The sequence below is a fragment of the Mycobacterium decipiens genome, from assembly GCF_963853665.1.
GTDB lineage: Bacteria > Actinomycetota > Actinomycetes > Mycobacteriales > Mycobacteriaceae > Mycobacterium > Mycobacterium decipiens.
In genome coordinates this window covers 616,056-634,262 of the sequence record NZ_OY970459.1, presented here as the reverse complement: position 1 = coordinate 634,262, position 18,207 = coordinate 616,056, and the positions used below count along the sequence as shown (strand labels likewise).

General features: G+C 65.2%; 19 protein-coding genes. 6 read left to right on the top strand and 13 right to left on the bottom strand.

The window, feature by feature from the left end; translation table 11 throughout:
• Nucleotides 1–27 precede the first annotated feature (27 nt).
• A complete protein-coding gene (locus tag AADZ55_RS02885) occupies nt 28–360 on the top strand; it encodes a hypothetical protein (protein ID WP_085323691.1) in 333 nt (110 codons plus the stop codon).
• Between the two features lie 46 nt (nt 361–406).
• On the opposite strand, the gene AADZ55_RS02880 is transcribed toward AADZ55_RS02885, so the two are convergent.
• From AADZ55_RS02880 to AADZ55_RS02855, 6 genes are all read right to left on the bottom strand, one after another.
• Nucleotides 407–655, bottom strand: coding sequence for a hypothetical protein (locus AADZ55_RS02880; protein WP_085323692.1), 249 nt, complete (start codon nt 653–655; stop codon nt 407–409).
• Nucleotides 656–1,232: 577 nt separating this feature from the next.
• Nucleotides 1,233–2,723, bottom strand: coding sequence for a peptidase (locus AADZ55_RS02875; RefSeq protein ID WP_085323693.1), 1,491 nt, complete (start codon nt 2,721–2,723; stop codon nt 1,233–1,235).
• Nucleotides 2,724–2,951: 228 nt separating this feature from the next.
• The gene (locus tag AADZ55_RS02870; RefSeq protein WP_085323694.1) at nt 2,952–4,427 is read right to left on the bottom strand and encodes a M28 family peptidase; all 1,476 of its coding nucleotides are present in this window, start codon (nt 4,425–4,427) and stop codon (nt 2,952–2,954) included.
• 11 nt (nt 4,428–4,438) lie between these two features.
• A complete protein-coding gene (locus AADZ55_RS02865; protein ID WP_085323695.1) occupies nt 4,439–5,941 on the bottom strand; it encodes a M28 family metallopeptidase in 1,503 nt (500 codons plus the stop codon).
• 56 nt (nt 5,942–5,997) lie between these two features.
• Nucleotides 5,998–6,423: a DUF2752 domain-containing protein gene (locus AADZ55_RS02860; protein WP_085323696.1), complete on the bottom strand. Its 426-nt coding sequence runs from the start codon at nt 6,421–6,423 to the stop codon at nt 5,998–6,000.
• 15 nt (nt 6,424–6,438) lie between these two features.
• Nucleotides 6,439–6,768: a CD225/dispanin family protein gene (locus tag AADZ55_RS02855; RefSeq protein ID WP_085323697.1), complete on the bottom strand. Its 330-nt coding sequence runs from the start codon at nt 6,766–6,768 to the stop codon at nt 6,439–6,441.
• A 476-nt stretch (nt 6,769–7,244) separates the two neighbouring features.
• On the opposite strand from AADZ55_RS02855, the gene AADZ55_RS02850 reads away from it, so the two are divergent.
• Nucleotides 7,245–7,766, top strand: coding sequence for a serine/threonine protein kinase (locus tag AADZ55_RS02850; RefSeq protein WP_085323698.1), 522 nt, complete (start codon nt 7,245–7,247; stop codon nt 7,764–7,766).
• A gap of 14 nt (nt 7,767–7,780) precedes the next feature.
• Here the strand turns inward: AADZ55_RS02850 and AADZ55_RS02845 are convergent, their stop codons facing one another.
• The 4 genes from AADZ55_RS02845 to thiO are packed head-to-tail and all read right to left on the bottom strand — an operon-like array spanning nt 7,781 to nt 10,533.
• Nucleotides 7,781–8,551, bottom strand: coding sequence for an SGNH/GDSL hydrolase family protein (locus AADZ55_RS02845; protein ID WP_242669988.1), 771 nt, complete (start codon nt 8,549–8,551; stop codon nt 7,781–7,783).
• A complete protein-coding gene (locus tag AADZ55_RS02840) occupies nt 8,548–9,306 on the bottom strand; it encodes a thiazole synthase (protein WP_085323700.1) in 759 nt (252 codons plus the stop codon). The genes AADZ55_RS02845 and AADZ55_RS02840 overlap by 4 nt, the downstream gene beginning before the upstream one ends.
• Nucleotide 9,307: 1 nt before the next feature.
• The gene (thiS, locus tag AADZ55_RS02835) at nt 9,308–9,514 is read right to left on the bottom strand and encodes a sulfur carrier protein ThiS (protein ID WP_085323701.1); all 207 of its coding nucleotides are present in this window, start codon (nt 9,512–9,514) and stop codon (nt 9,308–9,310) included.
• Nucleotides 9,511–10,533 (bottom strand): glycine oxidase ThiO, encoded by a 1,023-nt coding sequence (gene thiO / locus AADZ55_RS02830; RefSeq protein ID WP_085323702.1) that lies wholly within the window; start codon nt 10,531–10,533, stop codon nt 9,511–9,513. The genes thiS and thiO overlap by 4 nt, the downstream gene beginning before the upstream one ends.
• 193 nt (nt 10,534–10,726) lie before the next feature.
• On the opposite strand from thiO, the gene thiE reads away from it, so the two are divergent.
• Entirely contained in the window at nt 10,727–11,398 is a 672-nt protein-coding gene (thiE, locus tag AADZ55_RS02825; RefSeq protein WP_085323780.1) for a thiamine phosphate synthase, read from the top strand.
• Here the strand turns inward: thiE and AADZ55_RS02820 are convergent.
• A complete protein-coding gene (locus tag AADZ55_RS02820; RefSeq protein ID WP_085323703.1) occupies nt 11,370–12,002 on the bottom strand; it encodes an NUDIX hydrolase in 633 nt (210 codons plus the stop codon). The genes thiE and AADZ55_RS02820 overlap by 29 nt on opposite strands.
• Before the next feature lie 190 nt (nt 12,003–12,192).
• On the opposite strand from AADZ55_RS02820, the gene glnX reads away from it, so the two are divergent.
• The 3 genes from glnX to AADZ55_RS02805 are packed head-to-tail and all read left to right on the top strand — an operon-like array spanning nt 12,193 to nt 16,783.
• Nucleotides 12,193–13,512, top strand: coding sequence for a protein kinase G-activating protein GlnX (glnX, locus tag AADZ55_RS02815; protein WP_085323704.1), 1,320 nt, complete (start codon nt 12,193–12,195; stop codon nt 13,510–13,512).
• Nucleotides 13,512–14,498 carry a glutamate ABC transporter substrate-binding protein gene (locus tag AADZ55_RS02810; protein ID WP_085323705.1) on the top strand — a complete coding sequence of 329 codons (987 nt, stop codon included), beginning with the start codon at nt 13,512–13,514 and terminating at the stop codon, nt 14,496–14,498. Before glnX ends, AADZ55_RS02810 begins: the two co-directional genes overlap by 1 nt.
• On the top strand, nt 14,498–16,783 hold the full coding sequence (locus AADZ55_RS02805; protein WP_085323706.1) for a serine/threonine-protein kinase PknG: 2,286 nt from the start codon (nt 14,498–14,500) through the stop codon (nt 16,781–16,783). Before AADZ55_RS02810 ends, AADZ55_RS02805 begins: the two co-directional genes overlap by 1 nt.
• A gap of 484 nt (nt 16,784–17,267) precedes the next feature.
• Here the strand turns inward: AADZ55_RS02805 and AADZ55_RS02800 are convergent, their stop codons facing one another.
• Both AADZ55_RS02800 and AADZ55_RS02795 read right to left on the bottom strand, forming a co-directional pair.
• A complete protein-coding gene (locus AADZ55_RS02800) occupies nt 17,268–17,432 on the bottom strand; it encodes a hypothetical protein (RefSeq protein WP_242669990.1) in 165 nt (54 codons plus the stop codon).
• The gene (locus AADZ55_RS02795) at nt 17,429–18,196 is read right to left on the bottom strand and encodes an antibiotic biosynthesis monooxygenase (protein ID WP_242669992.1); all 768 of its coding nucleotides are present in this window, start codon (nt 18,194–18,196) and stop codon (nt 17,429–17,431) included. The genes AADZ55_RS02800 and AADZ55_RS02795 overlap by 4 nt, the downstream gene beginning before the upstream one ends.
• Between the last annotated feature and the right edge of the window lie 11 nt (nt 18,197–18,207).

Genomic DNA, 18,207 nt, shown 5'->3' with positions numbered 1-18,207 from the left:
TTCACATTGTGAAGACATGGAGATGCCATGAGTCATCGTCAGATGTTCATCGGAGTCGCTGGCGTGCTGCTGGGTGTCATCGGTCTGATGGCGCTGTGGTTTCCGGTCTACCTGGACCTCTACGACGCCTATGGCGTCAAGGTCACCTGCGGTAGGGGCTGGCGCTCCGACCTCACCCAGGCGCTGCACGCCAGCGGCACGGATAATGGTGAGGCCCTGGTCACACGTTGTGACACCGCGATACTGCTACGTCGCGCCTGGGCGATACCGGCCGTCATCCTCGGATGGCTGCTGGTGACCGGGTTCTTGGTGATCTGGGTGCACAAAGATCAGCACCAGGACCAACTCAGCTGGAAGTGACGGTGGCGCATCCGGCTCCTAGGTAGCCGGCCGGCACGGTCAGCATCTAGGGCCCGCCCAGTCGATCGCAGAACGCCACGCACATTGCCCAAGCAGGAATGGGCACCCATTGCAGTTGCCCGTCCGCGGTGCGCTGGCAATATATCGGGCCGGGGTTTCCCCATAGTTTCGCGCCTTCCGGCGAGCATGGTTGTCCATAGTCGGTATCGGCATGCGCGGGGCCACTTCCGATGAGGACCGCGATTGCAGCGATCACCGTCGATATCACCAAGCCGGCGAACCTCAGTGCGGTCATGATCCTCGCCTTCCTGTAGCAACGGCGCCAAACGACAACTTGACGATACAAGGAAACGGGATGGAGCAGCAGGGGTATGCACATCTCTGCAAACGACAATCCCAACGAGCCGTAGGCTCGGAGAGGAAAGCGACGATTGGGTTGAAAGTGACACGGTTACAACACTTTTCCCGCCCCACCGCCCCTGATCAGCTCGGCGGTGAGCAAACGCGTTGCACACCAACGATCGACGCTCAACCCCGATCAGAACCGGGCGGGTCGTCGGGATCGGGTGGTGGTTTCGAGCTTCGGCTGCGGTGTCAACCACGTGGCCGGCCGGGGTGGGCTGGCGGGCCTAGTGGTTGAGCTGGCGTTGGCGCAACTCGAACGACTCCGCAATCGCGGTCAACCGAGCCGCCGCGGCCCGGGCCTCAGCGCGCCACGCCGCGCGCATTCGCTCAACCAACCCCCGCGATGTGATTGCCGGAGGCCACCCAATACTCCACAAGATCGAGTATGCGTTGCCGCATAGCCTGGTCCACCGACTCAAACTTTGGCAGCGCCGCAAGTTGTCGACAGCGCGGCCAACAACCCCGTCCTATCCCGGATACCGCGCGTAACACGCGTCCATGTCGCCGCCCACGCCGGCACGGAACGCGGCTATTCGAGTGAAACCGGCCGGCACGCTGACACCATCGGCATCACTGGCGACTATGCGGTTGGTCAGCAGCCCGGAAACCGCCTCGTCCAGGTCACCGGCGGTCAGTATGAGTTGCTGGCCGGAGGGCAGTTCGATGGGCTCGGCCATCTTGCGGTGCGCAACGCCGGTCAGGCACGCCGTTCGCAAAGCGGTCCACGGACTCTGCATCGGCAGTCCACGCTCGTGCTGCACCGCCAGCGCGTACCTCGACATCACGATCGACAAGGACGTGTCATCGCCCTGCGGCAGGCTGTACTCGGCTGCGGTGGCGACCTTTGCCATCCTCGCCAGGGCGGGCAGGTCGACCACGATGGTGTTGGTGGCCGGACAGTAGGCAGCCGGTGGGCTGGGCTTCGCGTCTGCGCAATTGGCCGGCTGGTAGGACAACGCGGGCGGATTCGTCGGCGAGAAGATCTTTCCCATCAACTCCATCAGCGTCGACAGGGTCTCTTCGTTGATCGTGACCTCACCGGTCTCCGGGTTCCCGCTGGAATCGACCCGCAAGGTCGTCGGCAGGTCACCGCGGCGCCGCTCGATTTCGGCCTGGTCGATCTCCGCGCACGCCGGCGCGCCGTCGATGAAGCCCATCTGGAACGCGCTGACCCGATCCAAGGCCGACCCATGTTCGTCGTCGTTCTCCGTATCGGCGTCCATGACCGGGTCTCGGGTGGTGATGATGCCGGCGAGCACGTGGTCGAGCCCATCGGCGGTGCTCAACGTAAAGCGTGGCGACTTACCATCGGCCACCCACCACAGATAGACCCCGGCGAAGCAATCCGCCTGCTGCTCGCGGACGATGGTGGGGTCTTTTCTCGTCACCAGTTTCGCCATCGCTTGCAGAGCGTGCCCGAATTCGTGTGCTAACACGCCATTGACGGCCATGTCGCCGAAGTATTGTTGTGCGACCGACATGAAGACCCCGCGATCCCAAGCGATCAGGTTGCAACGAGAGCTGAAGAAGGCGTTGACGAGTTGATAGGTGTCGTTGTGGCAGACGATCGGACTGTTGGGGTCATTGGAGTCGTAGGACACCAATTTGCCGACCGGCTTAAAGGTGCCCTTCAGCGATTCGCTGTATACCGCCTTCCAGTATTCCTCGATGTCGTTCACCGACAGCAGCGCCAACTTGTCGATCGCCCCATTGTTGGTGTTGATCACCGTGCCCGTCGCAGCGGGTGCGTTGGGGCGGGCGCCGCTCGGACCGTTGGTCGCGGGCAGACCCCCCACCCGGAACGGGTCGTTGAGCATGGAAAGAGCCCGTCCGTCGACGACGGTGGTGCAGCCGGCTATCACGAGTACTGCCCCCACGCAGGCGATCGCCGCCCGCACCGCCGGGGTCACCCGGCGAGAGCGACCGCGCCGGACCTGACGTTGCTCGCGACTACCCATTTCCCCAACCCCGTCCCGGCCGCTATGCACAAAGGAAACCCCATTCTAGATCGGTTGACGCAGGGTCATCGCGGAAACCGCGCCACGGCGTAGTAAAAAATGGTCGGAACTGCGGTAGTCGGCGGGATCCAGCAGTAGCGAAACATTAAGGGCGGGAATGGTATTTACCCCGCTTGCGTGTCGCACCTTTCGCCAGACAATCTGGCGGCCCGACGGACCCCATCGCTGTCATCCGCGCGTGCGATGGCGCTTGTCATGAGGTGTGACGCCGTTGACTCCTCCGATCGACTCCGCGTAGGTACCCACCGCGAATGCCACTCCCGAACCCATGATCGCCAATGCTTCCCGGTCGATCACCTCAACCGTGTCACGGGGGCTCTGGTAGTTGGGATCGAACCAAACACCGGGCTGCCCACCCCAGAGTCGGGCCTGCACGGTGGTTTTCGTCTGCGAAGCGCCGGTGGTCATACCACCGATCGGCACCCCGGCGACCAGAAACGGGTGATAGCCGCTCCTGGTGTTCAATGGCATGTCGGCGGGCCGTTTGCCGGCCAGGTTCAAATAGCCGGCCAGAGTGCGCTCGATGCCGCCAGAACCTTCCGGCACATCTGACGACGCCACACCTGGCCCTGGCGGTCCGGATTGGTCGCCATCGTCGGTGAAGAACCCCGCATTGGCTGACCCGAGCATGTCGAAATTCAAGTACAGGGCGATGTCGTTGAGTTGATCAATGCCCAGTCCGAGGACGTAGTCCGTGGAACCATTGAGCCCCTCCTCCTCGGCTCCCCAGAACGCGAACCGCACTGCGTTGGTCACCGGCGGCACCGGACCCAGCTGCAGCGCAGTCTCCAGCACCGCGGCTACGCCGGACCCGCCGTCGTTAATGCCCGGACTGTCACGCGGGCTGTCGAGATGCGCGCCGACCATTACAACCTCGTTCGGTGCACCAGTCTTGGTCTGTGCCAGTATATTTCGTGACTTGATGGCGACGGTCTCGGTGTCCAGCACCAGCCGCACCGGCGTGGTGGCCTGGGCCAGCGCCGCGGCTCCGTACGCACCAACAATCGCCACCGGCACCCTCAGCTGGTTGTAGTAACCGGGGTTGAATAGATTCGCCGGTGCGCCCCGACCGTCGGGGTCAGTGATTACGATCAGGGCCGCGGCGCCTTTGGCGACCGCGCTGTTCTGTTTGTCGGCCACCGAACAGCGGGTGTCGTCGACGACGGCGATCGCGCCTTTCGGCACCACGGACGGGTAATCGCCCGCGGTGCAGCCACCCGGTTGCAGGGGGCGGACCAGCTCGCCGGTCAGGCCGCCGGGTGGCGTCCGGACCAACAGCGAGGCCTGATCGACCGGATAGCTGCGGCCGGCGACCGTTAGCGCTGGCTTACCCGCCGCCGCGGTGTGCAACCGCTCGAAGGTGGGCGTCGACACATCAAAACCCGTGTCGCGCAGCGCCTTCGCCACATACTCGACGCTGGCGTCGTAGCCCGGTGTGCCCTCGGCTCGGGTACCCTTGTTGGCGTCGGCGATAGCCTGCAACGCATGCAGGTGGGTGAACATCCCGTCGGCGGTAACATTGCGAGCCAGTGAGCGACCCAGGTCCGGTGCCGCGATCTGCGACTCCAGCTTTGGCGACGAGCATGCCCCCAGCAGCCCGGTCAGTAGCAACGTTGCACCGAGACAACGAACCACCGCGCGCATCCTGGCCCGAATCACGGTTTCGCGAGCACGTGGCGCGTGCGTTCCCCCATGACCGGCACCCCGTTTCGGCCACCGAGGTCCTGCGCATACAAGCCGATCGCGTACGCGACACCGGCGCCATTGATGCCCAATGCTGTCCGGTCGATGTGGTCCAGGGTGTCGGTCTTCTGGTGATAGTTGGGATCGAAAGGCTGGTCGGCGGTCCCGCCCCACAGCTTGGCTTGCTCGGCGGACTTCTTGGCCTCGGCGCCGGAGAACAGCCCACCCGACGGGATGCCCGCCAATGTGAACCCGTCGTAGTCGGACCGACCGTCGAACGAGGTGTCCTGCGCGGTCTTGCCAGCCATCTTCAGATAGGCGACGAATGTGCGCTCGATACCGGCCGAGCCTTCGGGCACCACCGGCTGGCCGCGGGCATCCAGCGGCAGCGATTGGTCACCGTCATAAGTGAAGTAACCCGGATTCGGCGACGCCAGCATGTCGAAGTTCAGGTACAGCGCGATGTCCTTGAGCGCGTCGATGTCCAGTGACTCGACATAGTTTCGTGACCCGATCAGACCGAGTTCCTCTGCACCCCAGAAGGCGAACCGTACCGCGTTGTGCACCTGCGGCGAGTTTCCCAGCTGCACTGCGGTTTCCAGAACCGCAGCCACTCCGGAGCCGTTGTCGTTAATGCCCGGCCCTTCCGGCACGCTGTCCAAATGCGCACCTGCCATTACCACGTCGGCCGCCGACCCCGTCTTAGTCTGTGCAATTACGTTGCGGGCCTTGAAACTCTGGGTGCTCGCGGTGAGCTTGACGGTGGTTGGTCCGGACTGCCCGCGTAGTTGGAATCCGACGGACTTGGTGACACTCACCACCGGGATCTTGACGTTGGTGTTGGCCCCCAGGGTGCCGCCCATCGTCTGCTCGTCGATGTTGTCGGCGACGATCAGCGCCGCCGCGCCGCGCTGCACGGCCGCGTCTTCCTTCTCAGCGAACGGGCAGACACCACGATCCACCAGCACCACCGCGCCGGATACCGGCAGCTTGTCGTAGTCCGACGGCGTGCAGCCCGGACTGTCATCGGCGGGGGCGACCACCAGCGGGCCGGTCACCCCGTCCGGGGGTGTGCCGAGGCTGTACTCCAGCGCCATCGCGTCCACGGTGTTGCCGCCGATGGTCACCGACCCTTTCTCGGCCTTGAACACGCGGGCGGAGAACTCCGGAGTTTCCACATCAAAACCACTGTTGCGCAGTGTATTTACCACATAGTCGACGCTGGCCTCATAGCCAGGAGTGCCCACCGCGCGGGTGCCGCCGTTGGCGTTGGCGATATCCTGCAGTTTCGACAGGTGCGCCATCATCGCGTCGGTGCTCACCCGGTTACGCAACGCGGCGGCGAACTCTGCCACGGCGGGGTTGCTGGTAACGGACTGCGACTGAGTCGACCAACGAACGCAGCCCATCGTCAGGAATGCAACGACCACCACCACGGCCAGCGCCGCCGGCATCGTCCTTGATTTGTTCACCATTGCGCCCAGATTAGACCGCGGCAACCTCCGCCGGCTTTCCCGTCCCACCTACCAAATCAGACAAAGAGCGCGCTGAATGGTGCAACCGGGATATTGCGCACCACAAACCAAAGCACGACCAGCGATAACGCCGCTACCGAAGACCATCGATGGTGCTGCCAACTCCTGATTCGTCGGCCAACCAGGCGGCCATAGGTCCACGCCAGGTAGGCCCACACCAATAGCACCACCGCCACCAAGCCCAGAGCGTTATAGCCGGCGGCCGCCAACAGATTGCCGTGCATCAGGCTGTACAGCATGCGCAAGCTGCCACACCCGGGGCAATCGATTCCCAACAGAGCCTTGGTAGGGCACACCGGCAGGGGACCGTTTGGGGTTGTTGGATCCCCCACCCAGATGGCGGCACACACCAACGTCGTGGACACGGCCACCACCAGTGGCGCACCCAACCTCAGCGGAACGGACCCTGAGCGGGTCAACATGAGCGCAACCAGTACTTAGCACATCGCCGTGAGCGTTGCCGCTTCCGAACTCCCGACGTTCAGGGCACCTACGGCCATCAGAATGCCGTAGATGACGAATACGACAACGCCAATGACGGCCGACCAGATTACGAACTTCTTGGCACTTTCGGAGGACGCCTGCGCGTCGGCGTAACGACCCTGCGCCCACAACCCGTTGACCTGGCTGGACTTGACGATCGCCACGATCCCCAGGGGAAGGCAGCAGAACAACGTCACCAGAATGGACCACACCAAGTAGTTGTCCGGTGCTTGCCCGGCGGGCGGCTGCTGCGGCGGATAACCGGGCGGTGGTGGTTGTGTCATGGATTCTCCAGTCAAGTGAAGTTAGCTGGCGTGACGCGGTGCTTACCATACCCGAGTGACGTCGCGAGGGCATCAACAACTGAAAAATCATGCGTGCGCAATTTTGCTCGGCCCGCACACCGTTACGCGATGACGGCCGATCCGACGCCCGCGGCCCAGCTCAACGCCGGACCGTCCCGGTGGGGGCATTCTCCTGTTCAGATACGGATGAAATAGCGTGGCTCGTCTAAGATTTCAGAACTCTCGCCGCGCCGGGATTACGACGGCACCGGGATAGCCACCCCGTCAGAAGCACGACCGTGATTACTTCTCAGAAAGACAATGTCCAGCGGAATATTTTGCACGGTAAGGACATAGCTCGCCGCCGCGCTTCGGCGCCCCGTCAAGAATGGCTCTGTATTCCTGCCAGCGACACAAATACACTCTTGATGTCAACGCAGCCGCGCTGTCGGTCCGATGACCGTAAGGAGTCATGGATGTCTCATCTCACCAACGCGCTGCGAGCCGCGACCGCTGCAGCGCTCATGGGTGGCTTGGCCTGCCTAGGTACTGCCACCGCGACCGCAGAACCTGCCGACAACACATCCGCTGTCAACACGCTGGCTGGATCGCTGTCAAAGGGCTACACCCTCAACGATTGCACCGCCCAGGCAACCACCGGTGCGGAACTTGCCGTGCTCAGTTGCGGACCCAACGCCGACTCGGCCGGACCCGTCCTAGCCAGGTACATCCTCTTCGCCAACGGCGACGATATGGCGGGTTCGTTCAAGGACAGCATCAAAGACGAAGCCTTGACCGCTTGCGGGGACAGTGGCCAGTCACCGACCACGTGGCATCAGGGCACTTCCGGGGCCACCGCCGGGCACGTGGCCTGCGGGACCTATCAGGGTGCCGCCGAGGTCATCTGGACCACCGACGGCAAGAACATTCTGAGCTACATCCGGGCGTCCAACGGCGATGTCCCCGCGCTGTATCAGTGGTGGCGGACCAACGGCTGACGTTCGCGGTTGGACTACAACTGGGCTACAACCAAGTTCGCCGCTGCACGCATCCCGGCGCCGTTGGGATGTAGCGGCGCCGGGCGACCGGGTAGTGGCACAGCGATTTTCGTTGGCTTGACCGTCCAAGGCTCAATCGACCATGCGTGGTGCTTGCGACTGGCCGCAGCGGCGCTAACTAGTTCACAGCCGGTCGCCGCGGCGGCGTCGGCGGTCGCGCGTTCGAGGGTGGCGGCAACGTGGCGACCAAGCTCGGCATCCCCCTCGGACAGGGGCGGCGCCGGCACCCCCGCAGGCGGCAGCAGGGTCAGGTAGTCGACGAAAACAATCCGAGCCCCTGGGGCACGCTGGCGCAGTGCACGGCCGAGCTCGCACAACGAATCGAACACCCCGGCCAGGGCCCGATCACGGGTTTCGCGGTCCAACAGTTCTGCTATGCGCGAGCCCAGTAACGGCAATTGCCGCGCCAGGCGCGGCAGCGACCCGGCCATCAGCAGCGGAATGTAGCCGACGTCGTTGCCGCCGATAGTGACCGTGATCAACGCCTCCGAGCCATTCACGGCGGCGATCTGGGGTGGTGCGCCATGCTGATGATCGGCGAGCACGTCGGCAGTAGTCGCACCGGAATATGTGACGTCAACCAGTTCCAGGTTCAGTCGTTCGGCAACCAGATGCGGGTAGTTGCGGGCGGATCGGCCTGAGCGCCAAGGCGCACCTGCGGCGCGGGGCCCGATGCCAGGACCCGCGGCCATTGAACTACCCAGTGCAACATAACGTTTGGTCATCTTGGCGGGCTGGATGCGTGGGCCCAGAAGCGTTTCGGGATCCGCCCGGCGCGACGCGCCAGGTACCCAGCGGTTACCGCAGCAGCCATCGCGGCGGCCATCGCCGGCGGGTCTGCGGCCCGAGTCACCGCGGTGGCCAACAGCACTGCATCGCAACCCAATTCCATCGCCAGCGTGGCATCGCTGGCGGTACCGATGCCCGCATCCAGCACCACGGGGACGCCGGCACCGGCGACGATCATCTCGATATTGTGTGGGTTGGTAATGCCAAGGCCGGTGCCGATTGGCGAGCCCAGCGGCATTATCGCTGCGCAACCGGTGTCTTCCAGCCGGCGCGCCAGCACGGGGTCGTCGGTGGTGTATGGCAGGACCACGAATCCGTCGTCCACCAATTGTTCTGCGGCCCGGACCAGTTCCACTGCGTCAGGCAGCAGGGTACGTTCGTCGGCGATCACCTCGAGCTTGACCCAGTCGGTGTTCAGCGCCTCACGGGCCAACCGTGCTGTCAAGACCGCTTCCGCGGCGCCGCGACACCCCGCGGTATTAGGCAGCGGCGTGATGCCGAGCCGGTTGAGCAGGTCGAGCAGTCCGGTTCCCCCTTCCGCGTCGACCCGGCGGATCGCAACGGTGGTCAGCTCGGTACCCGACGCGATCAAGGCCTCTTCCAGCACCGCCAGATTGGTTGCACCCCCGGTGCCCATGATGAGCCGCGAAGTGAAGCTGCGATCACCGATCGTTAGTTTGTGGTCACCCATGTCAGCCACCCTGCACCGCCGTCACCACCTCAAGTCGCACCGGATTACCCAGCTCACATATCCTGGCGTCCCAATCGGATCGCGGCAGTACTGAAAAGTCCAACGCCACAGCGATACCCCGGTCCGGGAAGCCCAGCGACTCCAGCAGTGCGGCGACAGTGGTCTGCTCGTCGACCTCGACCTGTTGCTCGTTGACAACGACGATCATGAGGCAGCTCCAACCGGAGAAAGTTCGGACACAATCTGTTCGGCAGTCCACGGCGCCAACAAGAATCCGGATCGGCCATGTCCTGCCGCGACCAGGGTTCGTTCATCCAGTCGCTGCACGATCGGCAAGTTGTCGGGTGTCGTCGGGCGCAACCCAGCCGCACACTCGGCCAGCTCGTACTCACCGAGCGCCGGCAGCACCGTACACGCGTCCTCCAGCAGGTCACGCACGCCCGATACCACCGGCGCGATGTCGCGGCCGTGCTCGTACTGGGTGGCGCCGACGACCACCCCGTCCGCTCGTGGCACCAGGTAGACCTGTCGCCCGTGCACACGGGCACGAATTACTCTCTGCAGCAAAGGCATACAACCGCGGCGCCAGCGCAGTCGCAACACCTCGCCCTTCACCGGGCGCACCGGCAGACCGGGCCACAATGCGGGAGCATCAATGCCGTTGGCGATGACCACTGTGTCTGCATCGACACCACACAGGTCGCTCACCGGTGGGGCCCACTGAACTCCGAGCCGCTCGCAGTCCTGGCACAACGCGTCGAGCACGGCGCGGTTGTCCACGGCAAGTTCGGTGGGCGCCCGAAACCCGTGCCGGATACCTTGTGCCAGTAGGGGTTCGATGTCACGGGCCGCCGACTCCCAGGTCACCGGGTGCCCCTGCGCGGACAACCAGTCCGCGACGGTACGCAGGTCGGCGACGTCCGCCTGGTCGACGGCCACCACCAGCGACTCGCGCGCGGTAACCAGTCGCGGCGGCAGCCCGTCGAGAAACTGGCCCTCACGCCATAGCCGTAGGGACTGCAGGCCCAGCCGCAACAACCGTTCCTCACCGGGCCAGCCTTCGCTGTGCGGGGCCAGCATGCCACCGGCGACCCAAGACGCCCCACGCTCCCCGCGGCGGTGCACCCGCACCGCCCAACCGGCCCGTGCGGCACGGCGGGCCACCGATAGCCCGATGACACCGCCGCCGATGACAGCCAGGGACCCGGTGTGGAGGTCGGACGCCATCCTTTGTCTCCCTTCGCCGGCATGATCCGGATCAGGTGTGACGGTCAGGGCCGGTCCAGTCGCGCACTGGCTGTGCCCACTCTCAGCCCCGCTCCCGGGACTCCCGTGTCTAGTTCATCAGGGTTCTTCTGGGTCCACGCTAGCGCGCTAGCGTCACGGTGTGCACGACGATATCGATGACCCCGCCCCCCGGCTGTCCCGTCTGGCCGCAGCGCGGCTGTACCTGTGCACCGATGCCCGTCGTGAACGCGGCGACTTGACTCAGTTCGCCGAGGCCGCTCTGGCCGGCGGCGTGGATATCATCCAGCTGCGTGACAAGGACTCGCCTGGGGAGCGGCGGTTCGGCCCGCTGGAGGCGCGCGACGAACTGGCCGCCTGCGAGATCCTCGCCGACGCGGCCCACCGGCATGGCGCCCTGTTCGCGGTCAACGACCGCGCCGACATTGCCCGAGCGGCCGGCGCGGACGTGCTGCACCTGGGTCAACGCGACCTGCCCATCCGCCTGGCGCGGGAGATCGTCGCACCGGGCACCTTGATCGGCAGATCCACGCACGACCCCGACCAGGTTGCTGCGGCCGTAGCCAGCTTCGGGGCAGATGAGGTCGACTATTTTTGCGTCGGACCCTGTTGGCCGACTCCGACCAAGCCGGGTCGCGCGGCGCCGGGCCTGCAGCTGGTACGGGCCGCAGCCGAACTCGGCGGCGACAAGCCGTGGTTCGCTATCGGCGGTATCGACGCGCAGCGGCTGCCCGCGCTGCTCGATGCCGGTGCTCGCCGGATCGTGGTGGTGCGCGCGATCACCTCGGCTGACGACCCGTGCGCTGCCGCCGAGCAGCTCAAGTGGGCGCTTGCAGCAGCGACCTGATACGCAGGCTCAGCTGCGACGGCGCCTGATCCGCGTCGCCCGGCATACACCAGAGGAATACCCCGGCCTCGATCTGAATGGTGCGCGGCAGCCGCTGCCGCCGTTCGTCGCACCGGTCCAGCGGCACAGTCGCCGGGGCCGTCCGCAGCCGTTGCCAGCTGGCGGCGAATCCGGGATGCAACGGCAGGTCGGCCACCTCATTCTCGCCCACCCAGCGCAGTTCGGCGCTCTCCCGGTTGGGCACGGTGTCCAGCAACTCCCCGGCATCCGCGACGACCGTGGTGTAGGTCCAGTGCGTATCGCCGACCCCGCCGACCTGGGCGGTGACCACCGCGGCCCGCACCTCGAGTCGCTCGGCGAGAACGCCGGCCTCCTCACCCGCTTCGCGGACCGCGGTCTGTTCCGGCGTCTCATGGCTGTCTCGGGCGCCACCCGGCAAACCCCAGGTGCCGCCCTGATGGCTCCACGGCGCACGATGCTGCAGCAGTACCGCAGGGCTGCCGTCCGGCCGCGGGGCGCGGAGCAACAAGCCGGCCGCACCGTACCTGCCCCAGTACGCGACACCGCTGTCGGATACCACCCATCCGTCACCGTCGCCCTGCACGCGTTCAGGATATGCAGCCGAAGCGACAAAGGTCGCGGGCAATTGGGCGCCCGACCGACGATGCGGTCCGTGGCAGGGACCGAGAAGGAGGCGGGCAATTGGGGCCGCCTACCACCATCTGTCGGAACCTTCTCTTAGAATTCGCTTATACAGTTTCGTTGGGTTGGCCGAAAGATGAGGTCCGACAGAAGTGACGGTTGAGCTGGCGCACCCGTCGACTGAGCCGCTGGGATCGCGCTCGCCCGCGGAGCCGGCACATCCCCGGTGGTGGTTCGTCTCGACGACACCCGGCCGCATCCTGACGATCGGCATTGTTTTGGCGGCTCTCGGCGTCGCAAGCGCCTTCGCTACCTCCACGACCATCGAGCACCGGCAGCAGGTGCTGACCACCGTGCTCGACCACACCGAGCCGCTCTCGTTCGCGGCCGGACGGTTGTACACCACCCTGTCGGTGGCCGACGCCGCGGCGGCAACCGCGTTCATAGCCCAAGCCGAGCCGCGCGCGGTCCGGCTGCGCTACGAGCAGGCCATCACCGACGCCTCGGTTGCGCTGACCAGGGCCTCAAGTGGACTGACCGACGAATCGATGGTGCAATTGCTAGGTCGGATCAACGCCGAAATGGCCGTCTATGCCGGATTGGTCGAGATAGCCCGCACCAACAACCGGGCGGGCAACCCGGTCGGGTCGTCCTATCTGTCAGAGGCATCGGGGCTGATGCAATCGACGATCCTGCCCGACGCACAGCAGCTCTACGAGGCGACGTCGGCGCGGGTGGACAGGGAAACCACCGCGTCCACCCAGATCCCGGCTCCGGTGATCCTTGTCGTCGCCACCACCGTGGTCTTCGGCGCGTTCGCACATCGCTGGCTGGCTCGGCGCACCAGGCGGCGGATCAACCCCGGTCTTGTGGTGGGTGCCCTCGGTATTCTCGTCATGGTGGTGTGGGTGGGAACTGCGCTAACGATCTCTACGACGGCCAGCCGTAGCGCCAAAGACACTGCGGCTGAGTCCCTCAAGACCATCACCAACCTGGCGATCACCGCCCAGCAGGCGCGGGCCGACGAGACGCTGTCGCTGATCCGGCGCGGCGACGAAGAGGTCCGCAAGCAGGCCTTCTATCAGCGCATCGACGCGATGCAACACCAGCTCAACGACTACATGTCCCGCCGTCACGCCGTCGACAAGCCCGACCTGCAGGGCGCCGATCAGCTGCTGGTGCGCTGGCGCCAGGCCAACGACCGGATCAACTCCTACATCTCCGTCGGCAACTATCGAGCAGCCACTCAGGTGGCACTGGGCAAGGGCGAGGACGACGCCACCCCCGCCTTCGACAAGCTCGACGAAGCACTGACCAAGGCCATGGAGCAAAGCCGCACCCAACTGCGCAACGACATCTCAAGCGCGAATCGTGGACTGTCCGGCGCCCAGGTGGGAGGCGTGGTGCTCAGTCTGAGCGCCGCCATTGCGGTCGCACTCGGCCTGTGGCCCCGGCTGAAAGAGTATCGGTGATGCGGCGCCTACCCTTCCGCCGGCGGGCGACATCTCGACTCGGGCTGCTCGCCCTGGCGATCGTGCTGGCCAGTTGCGGCCACACGGAACCACTGAAGGTGGAGGCGACGCCGACGTTGCCGCTGCCCACACCGGTCGGCATGCAGATAATGCCGCCGCAGCCCCCACTGCCGCCGGACAGTTCGAGCCAGGACTGCGATCCCACCGCCAGCCTGCGCCCCTTCCCCACCAAGGCGGAGGCAGACGCCGCAGTGGCCTACATCCGCGCCCGCGGCAGGCTGATCGTCGGACTCGACATCGGCAGCAACCTGTTCAGCTTCCGCGATCCGATCAGCGGCGAAATCACCGGCTTCGACGTCGACATCGCCAGTGAGGTGGCACGCGACATCTTCGGCGTCCCGTCACATGTCGAGTACCGGATCCTGTCGGCCGCGGAGCGCATTACCGCGCTGCAAAGGTCGCAGGTCGACATCGTCGTCAAAACCATGACCATCACCTGCGAGCGGCGCAAGCTGGTGAACTTCTCCACCGTCTACCTCGACGCCAATCAGCGCATCCTCGCCCCACGCGACTCGCCGATCACGAAGGTGTCCGACCTGTCCGGTAAGCGAGTCTGCGTGGCCAGGGGCACCACCTCGCTGCGCCGGATCCGGGAGATCGCACCGCCGCCGGTCATCGTGTCGACGGTGAACTGGGCCGACTGTCTGGTGGCACTGCAGCAGCGCGAGATCGACGTCATCAGCACCGACGACACCATCCTGGCCGGGCTGGTGGAGGAAGACCCCTACTTGCATATCGTCGGGCCCAACATGGCCAACCAGCCCTACGGCATCGGCATCAATCTGGACAACACCGGGCTGGTCCGGTTCGTCAACGGCACGCTCGAACGCATCCGCACCGACGGCACCTGGAACACGCTGTATCGCAAGTGGCTGACGGTCCTCGGCCCAGCCCCCGCCCCGCCCACGCCGAGGTATGTGGACTGATGGCGAAGGCGTCAGAGACCGAACACTCGGACCCCGACCTGGATCTGGGCCCCGGCACCCAACCGGCGGACGAGCCGACCGCTACCTCGGGGGCAGTTCGGCCATTGAGCACTCAGGCGGTGTTCCGCCCCGATTTCGACGATGACGACGACTTCACGGATCTGACGGTCGGCAGCCCGGCCGCCGAGCCGACAGACCGGATGGCCACTACTAAGCGGGTTCGCCCGCCGGTCAGGCGGCTCGGCGGCGGCCTGGTGGAGATCCCGCGGGTACCCGATATCGATCCGCTCGCGGCCCTGATGACCAATCCGGTGGTGCCCGAGTCCAAGCGCTTCTGCTGGAACTGTGGACGACCCGTCGGCCGGTCCGACTCGAAGGCGAAGGGGGCATCAGAGGGCTGGTGCCCATATTGCGGCAGTCCGTATTCGTTCCTGCCGCAGCTGAATCCCGGGGCCACCATCGCCGGACAGTACGAGGTCAAGGGCTGCATCGCGCACGGCGGGCTGGGCTGGATCTACCTTGCCCTCGACCACAACGTCAACGACCGTCCGGTGGTACTCAAGGGTCTGGTGCACGCCGGTGACGCCGAAGCGCAGGCGATGGCGATGGCCGAACGGCAATTCCTCGCCGAGGTGGTGCACCCGTCGATCGTGCAGATCTTCAACTTTGTCGAGCACGCCGACAGGCACGGGGATCCGGTCGGCTACATCGTCATGGAGTACGTCGGTGGGCAATCGCTCAAACAAGGCCTCAAAACAAGCAAAGGCGAGAAACTGCCGGTCGCCGAGGCGATCGCATACCTGTTGGAAATCCTGCCCGCGCTGAGCTACCTGCACTCGATCGGCCTGGTCTACAACGACCTGAAGCCGGAGAACATCATGCTCACCGAGGAGCAGCTCAAGCTGATCGACCTGGGTGCGGTGTCGCGGATCAACTCGTTCGGCTACCTCTACGGCACGCCCGGCTTCCAGGCGCCCGAGATCGTGCGCACCGGCCCGACGGTGGCCACCGACATCTACACCGTGGGTCGCACCCTCGCGGCGCTCACGCTGAATTTGCGCACCCGCAACGGCCGCTACGAGGACGGGCTGCCCGAAGACGACCCGGTGCTGGCCAAATACGACTCTTTCGGCCGGTTGCTGCGCCGCGCCATCGACCCCGACCCACGGCGGCGGTTCACCAGCGCCGAGGAGATGTCCGGGCAGCTGATCGGCGTGCTGCGCGAGGTGGTCGCCCGGGACACCGGCACGCCACGGCCCGGGTTGTCGACGATCTTTTCCCGCACCCGCTCCACGTTCGGGGTGAACCTGCTGGTCGCACACACCGACGTCTACCTGGACGGCCAGGTGCATTCGGAGAAGCTGACCGCCAAGGAGATCGTGACCGCGCTGCAAGTGCCGCTGGTCGATCCCGCGGACGTCGCGGCCCCGATACTGCAGGCGACGGTGCTCTCCGAGCCGGTGCAAACGCTGGACTCGCTGCGTGCGGCCCGGCACGGCGCGCTGGACGCGGAGGGCGTCGACCTGTCCGAGTCGATCGAGTTGCCGCTGATGGAGGTCCGGGCGCTGCTGGACCTCGGCGACGTGGCCAAGGCGACCCGCAAACTCGACGACCTGGCCGAGCGCGTCGGCTGGCGGTGGCGGCTGATCTGGTACCGGGCCGTCGCCGAACTGCTCACCGGTGACTACGACTCCGCGATCAAGCACTTCACCGAGGTGCTGGACACCTTCCCCGGTGAGTTGGCGCCCAAGATGGCCTTGGCCGCCACCGCCGAACTGGCCGGCCACCCCGACGAGCACAAGTTCTATCAGGCCGTGTGGAAGACCGACGACGGCGTGATCTCGACGGCCTTCGGACTGGCCAGATGCCTGTCGGCGGAAGGCGATCGCGCCGGCGCGGTCCGCACCCTTGACCAGGTGCCGGCGACCTCACGGCATTTCACCACCGCGCGACTGACCAGTGCGGTAACCCTGCTGTCCGGCCGGTCGCAGCTCGAAGTCACCGAGCAGCAGATCCGCGACGCTGCCCGAAGAGTGGAGGCACTGCCTCCGACCGAACCACGAGTGCTGCAAATCCGCGCCTTGGTGCTGGGCGGCGCGCTGGACTGGCTGAAGGACAACAAGGCCAGCACCAACCACATCCTCGGTTTCCCGTTCACCGTTCATGGGCTGCGGCTCGGCGTCGAGGCGTCGCTGCGCAGCCTGGCGCGGGTCGCTCCCACCCAACGGCACCGCTACACGTTGGTGGACATGGCCAACAAGGTCCGACCCACCAGCACGTTCTGAGACACCGAACCTACTGTCACCGAACTCGCGACAGGGTTGTCAGGGCTGCAGCGGTCCAACGATTTTCGTCTGGAAGCGATGAGTGCCGGTTCCGGTCCAAATCTGAGCAGGTGATTCGGGGGTGGGTTCTAGCCTAAGATTTTTCGCGCGCCCAGCAGACTGGAGGCGCGGCGCTCTATTACCAGTGAACCTGGCAAGTGAGTGGTCGACTGGGTGGGCGTCGGAGGCGGTCGTAGTACTGGTTCTCGCCGGACGACAACACAACCACCGGTAGCGGGAAGGGCCGCTGCTTCGTCGATGCGTGTAGGTGTAGTGGAGGTGCCCGGTGAGTGCCGTTTCGGCTAGTCCCGCCGCTAGGGGTCGGCGCCCGTGGACCCGGTTCTGCCGTGCAGCATGCGCATTACCGGGCGGCCAAGGTTGATCCCGGACGACGGTTTCATGCGTTGCGGGACGAGGTCTTTCGCAGAGATGTCCTGCGCCACCCTCAAAGGGTGACCAGCGCCCAGAAACCCAAAAGCATTCCGTACAGGACAACGACGAGAACCGCTCCACGGATGGTGGTCCGGGTCCGCACGCCGGGGTTGAGCCAAAAGCTCAGGGCCCGAGTGGCGAGCGGCATCAAGGCGAAACCGAGGGCGATGGTGCTCAAGACGTTGGAAGCGAAGGTCCGCAGGAACAGGGGGGTACCGAGACCCTGCAGATAGGACAGGAGGGAATCGTGGGGTAGAGCATCAACAAAACGGTCATCGACTGTTTCCAGTTCGGGGTGTTCGCCCCGTCTACCTCGTTGAAGCTGAACCAACTACCGAAGGAACTCGGCACCTTGCGTACGACGTTTCGTTCGGAGTGTTCGTGCAGATTGCCCAAAAGCCTTGCGCGTGTTTCGGACTTGAGCCATTGATCGGCGTAGCGCGATTCGGCGAAGCGATACAGGCTGGTCCACTCGCCCCCGTCCTGGGTCGGTTCGAACAGTTCGTAGCCGGTGAAGCCGTCGAAAGACCGCGCCGCTGTTTCGAGGGCCTTTTCCGCGGCGAGGAACTTCGTTTCCTGGCCCGGGCGCGGAGTCGCATTGACAACAACGGTGACCGAGTGGGCAGCCGGCCGGCCACCGATCATGGTGTGTTCATCTGCAGGAGTTTCGAGAAGCTCATCGCCACGCTCGAGCAATTCGCGGCGCTGCTCGGACTGCATCCAACGCGACAAGTTTTCCCTGGAATCGAACCGAAAGATGATGACCCAGTCGTCATGGACACCCGCTACGGGGGCGATCGTCTCGGTTCCGATGAATCCGGGACTCTTGCTGGTCGCGGCGTCTATCTCGTATTGCCAGGCCCGATAGGCCTCGACATGCTCGGGGCGTACCTTGCGCGCCACGACGGCGGTCGCAACAACATCACCGCCGGAAGCGCTCATTTGGTCGTCTT